Origin of the sequence: Streptomyces sp. NPDC050423 (assembly GCF_040655445.1) — a bacterium.
Classification (GTDB): Bacteria; Actinomycetota; Actinomycetes; order Streptomycetales; family Streptomycetaceae; genus Streptomyces.
In genome coordinates, this window is the sequence record NZ_JBFAJY010000009.1 from 69,153 (window position 1) to 82,786 (window position 13,634).

At 71.5% G+C, this 13,634-nt stretch carries 11 protein-coding genes; 8 read left to right on the forward strand and 3 right to left on the reverse strand.

Annotated elements, in window-relative coordinates; all coding sequences use genetic code 11:
• Positions 1 to 37: 37 nt before the first annotated feature.
• Both AB0I52_RS09645 and AB0I52_RS09650 read right to left on the reverse strand, forming a co-directional pair.
• Positions 38 to 556: a type II toxin-antitoxin system VapC family toxin gene (locus tag AB0I52_RS09645; protein ID WP_363070603.1), complete on the reverse strand. Its 519-nt coding sequence runs from the start codon at positions 554 to 556 to the stop codon at positions 38 to 40.
• Positions 553 to 1,398, reverse strand: a complete 846-nt coding sequence (locus tag AB0I52_RS09650; RefSeq protein ID WP_363070605.1) for a hypothetical protein — start codon at positions 1,396 to 1,398, stop codon at positions 553 to 555. The genes AB0I52_RS09645 and AB0I52_RS09650 overlap by 4 nt, the downstream gene beginning before the upstream one ends.
• Positions 1,399 to 1,825: 427 nt before the next feature.
• Between AB0I52_RS09650 and AB0I52_RS09655 the strand changes: the two genes are divergently transcribed.
• The 7 genes from AB0I52_RS09655 (at position 1,826) to AB0I52_RS09685 (ending at position 11,095) form a co-directional block, all read left to right on the forward strand.
• The gene (locus tag AB0I52_RS09655; RefSeq protein WP_363070606.1) at positions 1,826 to 2,770 is read left to right on the forward strand and encodes an LLM class F420-dependent oxidoreductase; all 945 of its coding nucleotides are present in this window, start codon (positions 1,826 to 1,828) and stop codon (positions 2,768 to 2,770) included.
• 10 nt (positions 2,771 to 2,780) lie between these two features.
• Positions 2,781 to 3,566: a glucose 1-dehydrogenase gene (locus AB0I52_RS09660; RefSeq protein ID WP_363070608.1), complete on the forward strand. Its 786-nt coding sequence runs from the start codon at positions 2,781 to 2,783 to the stop codon at positions 3,564 to 3,566.
• Positions 3,567 to 3,692: 126 nt separating this feature from the next.
• Positions 3,693 to 4,814 carry an LLM class flavin-dependent oxidoreductase gene (locus AB0I52_RS09665; protein WP_363070610.1) on the forward strand — a complete coding sequence of 374 codons (1,122 nt, stop codon included), beginning with the start codon at positions 3,693 to 3,695 and terminating at the stop codon, positions 4,812 to 4,814.
• Between the two features lie 161 nt (positions 4,815 to 4,975).
• Entirely contained in the window at positions 4,976 to 6,715 is a 1,740-nt protein-coding gene (locus AB0I52_RS09670) for a D-aminoacylase (protein ID WP_363070612.1), read from the forward strand.
• Positions 6,712 to 8,175 (forward strand): aldehyde dehydrogenase family protein, encoded by a 1,464-nt coding sequence (locus AB0I52_RS09675; protein ID WP_363070614.1) that lies wholly within the window; start codon positions 6,712 to 6,714, stop codon positions 8,173 to 8,175. Before AB0I52_RS09670 ends, AB0I52_RS09675 begins: the two co-directional genes overlap by 4 nt.
• Before the next feature lie 166 nt (positions 8,176 to 8,341).
• Positions 8,342 to 9,739 (forward strand): MFS transporter, encoded by a 1,398-nt coding sequence (locus AB0I52_RS09680; protein ID WP_363070616.1) that lies wholly within the window; start codon positions 8,342 to 8,344, stop codon positions 9,737 to 9,739.
• Between the two features lie 186 nt (positions 9,740 to 9,925).
• Positions 9,926 to 11,095, forward strand: coding sequence for a DUF4157 domain-containing protein (locus AB0I52_RS09685; protein ID WP_363070618.1), 1,170 nt, complete (start codon positions 9,926 to 9,928; stop codon positions 11,093 to 11,095).
• 66 nt (positions 11,096 to 11,161) lie between these two features.
• Here AB0I52_RS09685 and AB0I52_RS09690 read toward each other — a convergent pair whose 3' ends face one another.
• Positions 11,162 to 12,673: a CehA/McbA family metallohydrolase gene (locus AB0I52_RS09690; RefSeq protein ID WP_363070620.1), complete on the reverse strand. Its 1,512-nt coding sequence runs from the start codon at positions 12,671 to 12,673 to the stop codon at positions 11,162 to 11,164.
• A gap of 268 nt (positions 12,674 to 12,941) precedes the next feature.
• Here AB0I52_RS09690 and AB0I52_RS09695 point away from each other — a divergent pair, with 268 nt between their 5' ends.
• Positions 12,942 to 13,616, forward strand: coding sequence for a DinB family protein (locus tag AB0I52_RS09695; RefSeq protein WP_363070622.1), 675 nt, complete (start codon positions 12,942 to 12,944; stop codon positions 13,614 to 13,616).
• The last annotated feature ends 18 nt before the right edge of the window (positions 13,617 to 13,634 follow it).

Sequence of the window (13,634 nt, forward strand, 5' to 3'; positions counted from 1 at the left end):
CCTCCCGGGCCCGGCCGTTCGACGGCCGGGACAACTCCTAACCAGTTCCCTCTCCGGTGATCACCTTGAGGCCTTGCTGGTGAGGGATAGGGAGGCTTGTCTGCCCTTCCCATTCAACTGAAGGCATCTGGACCTGTAGCCCCAGGTCGACCTGTGCGACCCGGTCACACAGCTCCTTGTCGAGCGTGATGAAGCTCTTGCAGCCCTCGTCCCGCGCCGTGACCAGGTGAACGGCATCGTGGGAGTCCAGTCGGTACCGCAGCGCCAGGCGCCGGGCCTCTTCCGCGATTTCCTGGTGGACCTCGACCCGGATGATCTCCGGGCGTCGGAACCAGCCGTCGATCAGATCGCTCGCTGCTTCGCGCGTTGCTCCGCGAGCGGGCCGGCTGCGGCGTCTGTCCGTCAGCTTGGCCTCGCCCTTGTGGAAGGTCTCGGTGTAGACCAGTTCGGACATGACCAGACGGCAGGCGCCCTGCTCGAAGTCCGTCAGGAGCTTCTTGCAGCTCTCGAACCTGTCTTCGTGATCGCCTCCGGCGCGCGTAACGCCCTTGATCACCGCGATGAAGACGCAGGAGCCGAAGTAGACAAGTGGTGCAGCCGCCTTACGCGGGCGGTGCACTCGCCGTCCTCGGAAGCACCTGCGTCACGCTGACGACGGACGAAGTCCACGGAGCTGAGGCCGTTCGGCCACTCCGGTGACACACCCGCCCAGTCCTCCACGCTCACATTCCGCCGTGGGACCTCGACTGCCGTCAGCCGGTCGACCCGCAGATGGACGGGCTGGTTACTGGCGTTCCGTGACAGGTCTCCCCGAGCTGTCACGACCTCCCCCATGTGCCGCTTCACCTGTTTGATTACCTCGTCGTCTGTCGTGTTGCACCGCAGGGCCAGCCCCCGCGCCTCGTTGAACAGCGAGAACTGAGGGGTCTTCCCTCGCAGATTGACCTTGTCCAACCGTCCCTGGAACGAGCTGCGCGCCCGAGCGTTCACCGTGAGGGCTTGAAGGGCGTTCATTCGGACGGCCGGTGTCAGCGAGGCAGCCTGCGACCACGGAGAAAGGCGATCAGTACGCACCCGCAGCCCTGCCACCCCGCGCTTCCCCACCAAACCGGTGAGGTCGGCGACTCGCCGAACCGTTGCCTCGTCCTCGAGCGAGGGGATCTCAGGGCGCTCTTCCAACTCCCGGACGACGCACAGGAGACGATGACCGACATCAGAGTCCTCGTGATCCAGCGGCCGAGCTGCCAGAAGGGCGCTGCCTTCACCCAGTCCCGTGAGACTCCACTCTTCGCCGCCCCCCATGCCCCTCAGCAGCCGGTTCAGGCCGGCCAGCACGTCTTGCAGAGCTGACAACGTGATGGCGCCGAGCTGCCCTTCAACCTTCATCTCGACATCCACGACTCACCCCCAGTCTCTGCAGGCTACCCATGCGGCAGGCAACGACGACGGAGTATGCCGAGTTGTCGTACGTGGCCTGTGTCGCTGACAGGCGACCGCCATACCGCTGTACCGCGTGCCAGTTTCCGATCGTCCACCGCGTCACAACATCAACGATCCGAAACGCGAGCAGTCACGGCAGCCGAAGCGTCCTCGGCTCGCTTGCCCCGCACCGCAGTGGATCTCTCCGCGGGCCGTCACGTCCCCTCGCAGGCGGCGGAGCTCATCGCCAGGCTCGACGCGGACCTGGAGATCGGTGCGCCGCTGACGACCTCCTGAGCCCCTTCCCCGCGACCACCCCTTGCCTGATGATGCGTCAGGTACGACGATGACTCCGCTCGCAATATGACGAGCCGTCAGATTCGTGCCAGGGGAAGGAGGCCGTTCGGTGCCGATACTGCCCGCCGGACCGCTGTCGTACGGGATGCAGCTCCCGATCCAGTCGCAGAGCGCCATCTACGCGGAGCCGTGGGAGGCCGGGGCCACGCCTTCGGACCTCGCCGAGATCGCCCGCACCGCCGACCGTGCCGGGTTCGCCTACCTGGCGAGCTGTGACCACGTCGCCATCCCCCGCCGGCTCGCGGAGGCGATGAGTACCGTCTGGTACGACCCGGTGGCCACGCTCGGGTTCCTCGCCGGGGTCACCGAGCGCGTGCTGCTGATGAGCCATGTCGCCGTCGTCGGGCTGCGGCATCCGCTGGCCACCGCCAAGCAGTACGCGACCCTCGACCACCTCAGCGGCGGCCGGCTGATCCTCGGGGTCGGGGCCGGGCACGTGCGCGAGGAGTTCGACGCGCTCGGGGCGGACTTCGACGCGCGAGGCGCCCTGCTCGACGAGACCGTCGACGCGCTGAAGGCCGCGCTCGGGCCGCAGGAGTACCCGGAGTTCGCGGGGGAGCGGTTCTCCTTCAGCGGGCTCGGCCAGCTGCCCCGGCCCGCCCAGGAGCGGGTGCCGATCTGGGTGGGCGGCTCCTCGCCCGCCGCGGTGCGCAGGGCCGCCGTGCGGGGGGACGGCTGGCTGCCGCAGGGCGATCCGCGAGCGAAGCTGCCGGAGCAGATCGCCCGGCTGCACGCCCTGCGGGAGGCCGCCGGGGTGGAGGAGCCGATCGTCGTCGGGGCCATCACCGAGCCGCTGTACGTGGGCGAGCCGGACTGGTCCGTGGGGCGGCGCACCCTCAGCGGGAAGCCGGAGGTGCTCGCGGAGTCGCTGCGGGAGTACGCGGCGATGGGCGTGCACCAGATCCAGGTGCGGTTCCGCAGCCGCAGCAGGGCCGAACTGACCGATCAGATGGCGGCGTTCGCCGCCGAAGTCGCACCTCATCTCGACAGGTAGGAGTCAGGCCATGGGAAAGCTGGACGGGCGGACCGTGCTGATCAGCGGCGCGGCGCGCGGGCAGGGCGAGCAGGAGGCGCGGCTCTTCGCCGCCGAGGGCGCGCGGGTGGTGATCGCCGACGTGCTCGACGAGCAGGGCGAGGCGCTCGCGAAGGAGCTGGGGGAGGAGACCGCGCTGTTCGTGCACCTGGACGTGAGCCGGGAGGCGGACTGGCAGGCGGCGGTCGCCGCGGCGAAGGGCGCCTTCGGGCGCATCGACGGGCTGGTCAACAACGCGGGGATCCTGCGGTTCAACGAGCTGGTGGCCACGCCGCTGGAGGAGTTCCAGCAGGTGGTCCAGGTCAATCAGGTGGGGGCCTTCCTGGGGATCAAGACCGTGGCGCCGGAGATCGAGGCGGCGGGGGGCGGGACCATCGTCAACACGGCCTCGTACACCGGGCTGACCGGTATGGCGTTCGTGGGCGCGTACGCCGCGACCAAGCACGCGGTGCTCGGTCTGACCAAGGTCGCGGCGGTGGAGCTGGCGGCGAAGGGCATCCGGGTCAACGCCGTGTGCCCCGGCGCCGTGGACACCGCGATGACCAATCCCGCGGCGCTCGACCCGTCCGCGGACCCAGAGGAGTCGAAGGCCGCGGTGGACCAGCTCTACCGCAAGCTCGTCCCGCTCGGCCGGATCGGCCGGCCCGAGGAGGTCGCCGCGCTCGCGCTCTTTCTGACCTCGCAGGACTCCTCGTACATCACCGGGCAGCCGTTCGTCATCGACGGCGGGTGGCTGGCCGGGGTCAGTCTCTTCTGACCGCGCCGCCCCGCCCCATCTCACCTGACGGGGCGTCAGGTATTGACGGGTCAGGGTCTCGGTGGAACAGTCGGACGCATCAGAATCTGACGGAGTGTCAGAAACGATTGAGGACGGTGAACCCCCTTGGAATTCGGGCTCTTTGTACAGGGGTATGTGCCCGCCGCGCGGGCCAAGGCGGACCCCGGGGCAGAGCACAAGGCGCTGATCGAGGAGACCGAGTACGTCATCCAGGCGGACAAGTCCGGCTTCAAGTACGCCTGGGCCTCCGAGCACCACTTCCTGGAGGAGTACTCGCACATCTCGGCCAACGACGTGTACCTGGGCTACCTCGCCCACGCCACCGACCGCATCCACCTCGGGTCAGGCATCTTCAACCCGCTCGCCCCGGTCAACCACCCGGTGAAGGTGGCCGAGAAGGTCGCCATGATGGACCACCTCTCCCAGGGGCGTTTCGAGTTCGGCTCCGGGCGCGGGGCGGGCAGCCACGAGATCCTCGGGTTCATGCCGGGCATCACCGACATGAACCACACCAAGGACCTCTGGGAGGAGACCATCGCGGAGTTCCCCAAGATGTGGCTCCAGGACGAGTACGTCGGCTTCCAGGGCAAGAGCTGGTCGCTGCCGCCGCGCAAGATCCTGCCCAAGCCGTACGGGAAGTCGCACCCGGCGATGTGGTACGCGGCCGGCTCGCCGTCCTCGTACGCCATGGCGGGTAAGAAGGGGCTCGGCGTGCTGGGCTTCAGCGTCCAGAAGGTCTCCGACATGGAGTGGGTCGTCGAGTCGTACAAGACGGCCGTCAAGGACGCCGAGCCGATCGGCGACTTCGTCAACGACAACGTGATGGTCACCTCGACGGCGATCTGCGCCGAGACCCACAAGAAGGCCGTCGAGATCGCGGTGGGCGGTGGGCTGAACTACCTCCAGTCGCTGCTGTTCCGCTACCACGACACGTTCCCCCGCCCGGAGGGCATCCCGGAGTGGCCGGAGCTGCTGCCGGAGTACTCCGAGGAGATCATCGAACTCCTCATCGCCGAGGAACTGATGATCTGCGGCGACCCGGACGAGGTGCTGGCGCAGTGCCGGCGGTGGGAGCGGGCGGGCGCGGACCAGCTGAGCTTCGGGATGCCGATCGGGATCAGCCCCGAGGACACGCTGAACTCGATCAAGCTGATCGGCGAGCACGTGATCCCGGAGATCGACACGGACCCGGTCCACCGGACCACCCGGTTCCGCGACGCGGCGTAGGCCGCGGGGCTCTGCCCGTAACCCCGCTCCTCGGTTTCCGGAGGGGCTCGGTCTCGCGGGCGGCGTCTTCCCGGACCGCCGCCCTTCGAGCCGGGGTGCGTACCGCGGCCGTACGCACCCCGGCGCACATCCACGTTTGGAACATCACGGAAGGGACCCTCATGCTCGACCACCTCATCCGCGGAGCGACCGTCGTGGACGGCACCGGCGGACCCTCCTACCGTGCGGACATCGGTATCCGCGACGGCCGTATCGCCGTCATCGCGGAACCCGGCACGGCCCCCGGGCCCGCCGCGACCACCGAGGACGCCACCGGTCTCGTGCTCGCGCCCGGCTTCGTCGACCCGCACACCCACTACGACGCGCAGCTCTTCTGGGACCCGTACGCCACCCCGTCGATGAACCACGGCGTGACCACCGTCGCCGGGGGCAACTGCGGGTTCACCCTCGCCCCGCTCCACCCGGACCGGCCCGAGGACGCCGACTACACCCGGCGCATGATGTCGCGGGTCGAGGGCATGGCGCTCAAGGCGCTGGAGGAGGGCGTCGACTGGACCTGGTCCAGCTTCCGCGAGTACCTCGACGCGCTCGACGGGCGGATCGCCGTCAACGCCGGGTTCATGGTCGGGCACTGCGCGCTGCGCCGGCACGTCATGGGCGCCGACGCGGTGGGCGGACAGCCCACCCCCGCCCAACTGGACGCCATGCTGGCCCTGTTCCACGACGCGATGGACGCCGGGGCGTGGGGGCTGTCCACCACCCAGTCCTCCACCCACGCCGACGGCGACGGGCAGCCGGTCGCCTCCCGGCACGCGCTGCCAGAGGAACTCCTCGCACTCTCCCGCGCGGTCGGCGAGCACGAGGGCACCCAGATCGAGGCGATCGTCGCGGGCTGCCTCGACCAGTTCTCCGACGAGGAGATCGAGCTGTTCGTCGACATGACCGCGGCCGCCGGACGCCCGCTCAACTGGAACGTCCTGACCATCGACGCCGCCGTCCCCGAGCGGGTCCCGCGCCAGCTGGTCCCCAGCGAACGCGCCCGCCGCGCGGGCGGCCGGATCGTCGCGCTCACGATGCCGATCCTGACCCCGATGAACATGTCGCTCGGCACGTTCTGCGCCCTCAACCTGATCCCCGGCTGGGGCGACATCCTTTCCCTGCCCGTCCCCGAGCGCATCGAGCGGCTCCGCGACGCGGACACCAGGACCGAGATGCTGCGCCGCGCCAACAGCAAGGAGGCCGGCGTCTTCCGCCGCCTCGCGAACTTCGGCCGGTACGTCATCGGGGACACCTACAGCGCGGCCAACGAGGGCCTCAGCGGCCGGGTCGTCAACGACATCGCCGCCGAGCGCGGGCAGGACCCCTTCCACTGCCTCGTCGAGATATGCGCGGCCGACGAGCTGCGTACGGTGCTGTGGCCGATGCCCACCGACAACGACCCCGACTCCTGGGCGCTGCGGCAGCGGACCTGGGAGCACGAGGACGTCATGCTCGGCGGCTCCGACGCGGGTGCCCACCTGGACCGGATGTGCGGCGCCCCGTACACCACACGCTTCATCGGCGACTGCCTGCGCGGCCGCAAGCTCGTCCCGCTCGAAGCGGCGGTGAAGATGCTCACGGACGACCCCGCGCGCCTCTTCGGCCTGCGCGACCGCGGCCGCATAGCGGAGGGCTTCCACGCCGACCTCGTACTCTTCGACCCCGAACGCATCGACGCGGGCCCCGCCACCCTCGTCCACGACCTGCCCGGCGACAGCCCCCGGCTCGACTCCAAGGCCCTCGGCATCGTGTCCGTCCGCGTCAACGGGGTGGAGACGCTGCGCGACGACAAGGTGACCGGCGCGGTCCCCGGCACGGTGCTGCGCTCCGGACGCGACACCCGGACGGTGAGCACACAGTGACCACCACGCCCCAGCGCCTCTTCATCGGCGGCGAGTGGACCGAGCCGGCGAGCGGCCACTACGAGGTGATCAACCCGGCCACCGAGGACGTCGTCGGCCTCGCCCCCGAGGCGAGCCGCGCGCAGGTGTACGAGGCGGCCGCGGCGGCCCGTGAGGCCTTCACCACCTGGTCCCGTACCCGCCCCGAGGAACGCGCCGCGATACTCGACCGCGCCGCCGACCTGATGCAACGCGACTTCACGGCCAACGCCGCCCTGGCGCAGGCGGAGAGCGGCGCCACCACCGGCACCGCCCGCGGGATGCAGGTGGCCGTCGGCGCCGCCCGGTTCCGGCGGTACGCGAAGGGCGCGCTGGAACCGGTGGAGGAGGCGGTCCCGCCGCAGATCAACGAGGCCGGGCCGATGGGCCGGGCCGGCATCTTCGGGGCGCTCGCGGTCCGCCAGCCGGTGGGCGTCGTCACCTGCATCACCTCGTACAACAACCCCTGGGCCAACCCGGCCGGCAAGATCGCCCCCGCGCTCGCGACGGGCAACACGGTCGTCGTGAAGCCCGCCCCGCAGGACCCGCTCTCCGTCTACCGGATGGCCGAGGCACTCGCGGAGGCGGGCGTACCGGCGGGCGTCGTCAACGTCGTCAGCGGTTCGGGGGCCGAGGCGGGCGAGGCCGCCGTGGACTCGCCCGACGTCGACATGGTCAGCTTCACCGGCTCCACCTCGGTCGGGCAGCGCATCGCGGAGGTGTGCGGCCGGTCCATGAAGCGGCAGCTGATGGAGCTGGGCGGAAAGGGCGCCGCCGTGGTGCTCGACGACGCCGACCTCGACTCCGCGGTGGCCGGCATCGGCACCACGTTCTCCTTCTACAGCGGTCAGATCTGTACGGCTCCGACCCGCGTCCTGGTCCAACGGGCCGCCCACGACGCCCTGATCGAGAAGCTCGCGGGGTACGCCGGGTACCTGACGGTCGGCGATCCGACGGCGAAGGGCACCGTGGTCGGCCCGGTCATCTCCGCCGCCCACCGCGACCGCGTCGAGTCGTACGTCGAACTGGGCCGCAAGGAAGGGGCCCGGCTCGTCACGGGCGGCGAACGCCCCGACCCGACCGGCCGCGGCTTCTACGTCGCGCCCACGCTGCTGGCCGACTGCACACCGGACATGCGGGTCGTGCGGGAGGAGATCTTCGGCCCGGTCGTGGTGGTCGTCCCCTTCGACGACGAGGAGGAGGGCATCGCGCTCGCCAACGACAGCGACTACGGGCTGATCGACTACGTCTGGTCCGGCGATGTCGCGCGCGCCTTCCGCGTCGCCCGCAGGCTGCGGGCGGGCGGGGTCGGCGTGAACACCATCGGCCGGAACATGGAGGCCCCGTTCGGCGGGTTCAAGCGCAGCGGTGTCGGACGCGATGTCGGCTCGTACGCCCTGCACGCGTACAGCGAACTCCAGGCGATCGTCTGGCCGGGCTGAGGCGGAGGGCGCCATTGCGGCACCCGTCGGCCCGTCCGGCCCGCAGCGGGCGGGCCGATACTCCGAGCAAGTATCTCGCCATCAAGTATCTTGACATCGAGAGTAATTCCCGGCAGGCTTCCCCGGTCTGCTGATCTCTTCATGTCGAGGTATGCGGGGGTGGACGGTGCGACGCACCACGAGGGGCAAGGGTGCGCGGGCGCCGAAGGGCGGGCCGGGGCTCCTGGCCCAGTTGCGCAATCCGCCGGGCGGCCGGAACGCCCGGATCATGCTGCTCGCCCTGTCCGTCGACCGCACCGGATCCGGCCTGTGGGCCGCGTCCTCGGTTCTGTACCTCACCTTCGTGACGCATCTGAGCGCTCAGCAGATCGGGGTGCTGCTCGGGGTGGCCGGGGTGGCGGGCATCGTCGGTTCGCCCCTGGCCGGACGGCTGGCCGGCCGCTTCCCGCTGCGTCCGCTGCTGATCGGCTGTCATCTGCTCCGGCTGGTGACCCTGACCCTGGTGCTGATGTGCTCGGGCTTCGAGGCGCTGCTGCCCGTCGTCGCCGTCACCTACCTGGGGGACCGGGCGGCGAAGACGCTGGAGATGCTGTTCGCCACCCGCGCGGCGGGCGAACGGCGCGTGGCCTACCAGGCGTTGTCCCGCAGCGCTGCCAACGCGGGCTACGGGGTCGGCGCCGGGATTGCGGCCATCGGGCTGGCCGTGGGCACCACGGACGCCTACCGCGCCCTGATCCTCGGCAACGCGCTGTCCTTCGCCGTCGCCGCGGTGCTGGTGTGGCGTACGGGCGAGCTGCGGGAGGCGACGACGGTCGAGGTGGCACGGGCGGCAGGGGTCGCGGTCGGCGAGGCCGCGTCGTCGACGGCCGTTGGGTCGCTCAACTCCGCCCGGCCGAGGAGCCCTTGGCGGGACCGGGGCTATCTCCGGTTCGTCCTGCTCGACATCCCGATGAACCTCGACGACTCCGTGCTCGGCGTCGGCCTGCCGCTGTGGCTGGTGAACCGCACGTCCGCGCCGCACGCCCTTGTACCGGCCTTCCTGGTCATCAACACCGTGCTGGTCGTCGTGCTGCAACTGGCCGTGTCGAAGCGGGCCGAGGGCCCGCGCCGGACGATGCGGACCCTGCTGCTGTACGGCGGCCTGATGTTCGTGTGCTGCGCGCTCCTGGCCGGGGCCACCCGGTGCGGGACCTGGACGGCCGCGGCGCTCCTGCTCGCCGCGGCGGTGCTGGTCACCCTGGCGGAGCTGATGCGGTCGGTGAGCTCGTGGGAGCTGGCCGTCCTGCTGGCGCCCCCGGAGGCGCGGGCCGCCTACCTCGGGGTCGCGGGCATGTCGCAGTCCATCCAGAAGTCCGCCGGGCCGCCGCTGCTGACCGGCGTGGTGATGGCCGCGGGGCCGGCGGGGTGGCTGGTGCTCGGCACGGCGGTCGCCGGGCTGGCGGCGGTGCAACGACGCGCCTGCGCCCAGCGGTTCCGTACCCTCGCGGCACCCGCCCCGGCCCGGGACGCGGGCACAGCGTCGCACCGGCCGGTGTCCGAGGAGTGCAGCAACGGTGCCCCGTGACCGCCCCGGGCGCCCATTGGCGGGCCGGGCGCGACGCGCTATCAATGGGAGGGACCGATGGCTGGAGGCACCGTGCCGGAGCACGAGCAGAAACGCCGCACCACCCGCGCCCACCGTCCACGACCGCAGGACCACGCGTCGGACCGCCCTCCCGGCCCGGTCGCGGCACCGGGATCCGCTGCGGAGATGGCGGTGTTGCAGCGGACCGTGGGGAACGCGGCCGTCGCACGTATGGTCGCGGACCGCCCCGTACAGAGGTCGGCGGTGCACGACGTGCTGGGCACGGCCGGCCGCCCGCTCGAACAGCCGGTGCGCGAGGACATGGAGGCCAGGTTCGGCACGGACTTCTCCGACGTCCGGCTGCACAACGACGCCACCGCCCAGCGCTCCGCCGCGGAGATCGGTGCCCGCGCGTACACGTCCGGGAACCACATCGTCCTGGGCGGTGCGGAGACCGACGAGCACACGCTCGCCCACGAACTGACCCATGTGGTCCAGCAGCGTTCGGGGCCGGTGGCGGGAACGGACGACGGGACCGGGCTGAAGGTCTCGGATCCCTCCGACCGCTTCGAGCGGGCGGCGGAGGCCAACGCGCACCGCGTGATGGCCGGACCGCATCAGCACGACACCGACCACGCCGGGGTGCAGCGCAGCAGCGTGACCGCGGCACGGGACCACGCCGTGCAGCGGGCCCCGGCCGCCGGCGGGCCCGCACCGGTCCTCGGCACGGCCCGGTCCGGTAAGGACGAGGAAGGGCTCTGCGGCAACTTCTCCCGGAGGCGGGACTGGGTGATCACCAACCCGCGGCAGGGGGTGATCATCCAGGAGGTGACCAGGCGCTTTGCCGTGGAGCGTCATACCGGCCAGGGCTGGTCCCCGATCGGTGGATCGGCGCTGGACGCCTACGTGCGGAACGGCGGGACGGTCAACGGGAAGGAACTCCAGTACTGGGAGCTGTGGCAGGTCAACGCGGACGGCACGGTCAGCGACGGTGGCGACGACACCTTCGGCATGACCTCGCTGATCGAGAGCGAGGCCCAGATCCACAACACCACCCGGGGTTCCTACACCATCAGCGGCGAGGCGTACTTCTTCGCCACGGACCAGGCCCCGACGTCCATGGGGTTCCAGCCCGACGGGGCGGTCTCGGCGGGCGGCCTGTACAGCCGTACCACCGATCCGCAGTCGGATCTGACCGCCCTCAACCTGACCGCGGCGGCCGGACCGCTCGGGTACACCGCTCACGTCACCTGGGACAGTTCGGACCTGCGCACCCCCGCAGTGGCCGCCAGGCCCAGGACCACCGTGTACACCCCGAGGGCGGCGTGGTCCAGGGTCGAGGAGAGCACGGCCTGATCCGCGAGCCCGCCAGCGGCTGCCCCCTGCTGATCCGCGAGCCCGGTATGATCCGGACGAAGAGGCCTACCCCTCCAGGAACACCGGATTGGTCAGCGCCGCCGGCGCTCCGGGCAGCCCCGGCAGCGTGGCAGGGTGCCGGACCTCGGCGCGCACGTACGCGGCGTACGCGGGCGTCGTACGCCACTCCACCGTCCCCGTACCCGACTTCGGGAGCGCCGCGGTGAACAGCGTTCCCTGGTCGGTGACGAAGTGCGCGGTGCACTCCGGGGCCCCGGTGACCTCCAGCCGTACGGTGACGGGGGCGTCGTCCCCCTCGGCCCGCAGCCGCTCACCGATCCCGGCATGGCGCCCGCGCCCGTCCGAGACGCCGAAGGACAGGCTGACGGCGGACGACTCGGCGATGTAGGAGCGACCGGCGCGGATGCCCGCCACGATCGCCTCGCGCGACAGGCCGTCGGCCAGGACGACGGTCTGCGGGAGCCCGATCCGGTCCGGCTCCCGGTGCGCGTCGCTGTTGCCCATGGCCGGAATCCACGGCGTCGACGAACGGATCGCTGCCACAAGGGAGTTGTCCCACTCGGCCAGGGCGATCTCGTCCTGCGGGGTGTACGGGCCGTTCCACACCTCCACCGCGTCCGCCTCGCCGAGGCCGAACTTCCAGTGGCAGCCGATGCAGGTGGCGTGCGGATGGGCGGGCACGACCAGGCCGCCGGCCCGGCGGACGGCCTGCGCGTAGCGCCCGAACCGGTTGTCCCGGGCCCGGTAGCGCCAGTCGACGAACGTCCCCGGGTCGGTGGCGAGCGCGATCACGTGCCCGTTGCGGGTGGTGACCTCCTCGCCCGTGAGGACCAGCAGATCGTCGCCCCACAGCCCGTCCCACGCACCGTGTGCGGACGTGGTGTTGTGCTCACTGCTGTTGATGAAGTCGAGCCCGGCGGCGCGGGCCGCGGCCGCGATCTCGGCCGGGGTCCGCATGCCGTCCGAGTGGACGGAGTGCAGGTGACAGTCCCCGCGGTACCAGGCGCGCCCGCGACCCTTCACGCGCTCCGGCGGATACACGGGGCGCGGAGTGGGCGCGGTGGGCCCGGTGCTCAGGGTCACCGTCACCTCGTACGGCAGCCCCTCCGGGGCGACGGTGTACGGGCCGAGGGCGATGTGCCAGGTCCCGGCCAGGACCGGCCCCGCGAGATAGCCGGGGGTCGCCGCGTCGGCCCGGATGAAGAAGCTGCCGCGCGCGCCGCCGGACCACCCCCGGAACCCCGGCCCGCCCAGCTCCGTGCCGCGCTCGTCGAAGATGCCGATGTCCAGGGCGTTGCCCTGCGTCCCGGCCGGGACGGGCGTCTTCTCGTACGTGTACGAGACCGCGATCTCGGCGACCCCGCGCGGGACGTCGACCGGCAGATACACGTAGTCGGGCGCCCCGGCAGGCAGCACGCCCCGCACGGTACGGGTCCGGAGGCCGCCCTCGTCGGCGGCGGCGAAGCTCACGGTTCCCAACGTTAGGGCGGTGGCGGCCGCCCCGACGAGAAGGCCACGCCTGGCGACCGGGCGGTGTACGGGAATCGGTTCGGGCATGGGGCGCTCCCCGGGGTGTGGTGGACCGAGACGAGGTTCCGTACCGACACCGTGGCGGGAGGCGGTGAATGCCGTGTGAACGCGGGGAGTTCGCCGCTGGGCGGAGTGGGGCGGAGTGGGGCGGGGCGGGTCGGGGCGGGGCGGGAGGCCGAGACCGCGGCCCCCGCCGGTCGTCGAGCCCGGCCGCCGGCGCCGTCCGGTGGGTACTGTGGCCGCCGGCATCGCCGGTACCCACGACTCGCTCCCGCGCGGGGCGGAAGGAGAAATGATGGGCGATCAGACCGGGATTCCCGCACGCCTGGTGCCGCTCCTGGACCAGTTCGACTTCGGCTGCGAGCGCCTGCTCGGCCGTATCGACGGGCCGGTGGTGGACAGCGGCAACGGAGTGGAGGTCGAGGCCACCCCGATGACCGACGCGGAGTACCTCTGGGAGCCGGTGCCCGGCTGCTGGTCGGTCCGCCGCCGGGCGGACGGGCCGGGAGTCCGCGCCACCGTGCTGGTGGGGGCGGGCGACTGGGGCCGGGACTCGGCGGACTCGCCGCACCCCGTGCCGCCGCCCTTCACCACCATCGCCTGGAGGCTGGCCCACCTCAGCGAGATGCTGGCCGTCCGCGCCGACCACGCCAACGGCACCCACGCCCTCACCAAGGACGACTACCGGGCCGGTCCCGACGCCGCCGGGGCGACAGCGAGCTTCTCGGCCGCCGCCGCGGCCTGGCGCGAAGCACTGCTCGCCGCCGACGAAACCGTGCTCGACAGGGTCGGCCACTGCACCTACCCGCACGGCAGCGACCCGGAGGAGCCGTTCATCGACGTCATCTGGTGGGTGAACCAGGAAATTCTGCACCACGGAGCCGAGATCGCCCTGCTCCGCGACCTCTACCGGGACGGGCGGTTCGCGGCCGGGCCTGTCGGGCCGGCCGCGAAGGACCACGACGGTTGACCTCCTCCGGAGACGCCG

What these genes read in the sequence shown, in the direction of transcription:
- AB0I52_RS09660 (WP_363070608.1), top strand. Translation starts at nt 2,781, where the DNA reads ATGGGAAAGCTGGACGGGCGGACCGTGCTGATCAGCGGCGCGGCGCGC.
- AB0I52_RS09670 (WP_363070612.1), top strand. Translation starts at nt 4,976, where the DNA reads ATGCTCGACCACCTCATCCGCGGAGCGACCGTCGTGGACGGCACCGGC.
- AB0I52_RS09685 (WP_363070618.1), top strand. Translation starts at nt 9,926, where the DNA reads ATGGCGGTGTTGCAGCGGACCGTGGGGAACGCGGCCGTCGCACGTATG.
- AB0I52_RS09690 (WP_363070620.1), bottom strand. Translation starts at nt 12,673, where the DNA reads ATGCCCGAACCGATTCCCGTACACCGCCCGGTCGCCAGGCGTGGCCTT.
- AB0I52_RS09695 (WP_363070622.1), top strand. Translation starts at nt 12,942, where the DNA reads ATGGGCGATCAGACCGGGATTCCCGCACGCCTGGTGCCGCTCCTGGAC.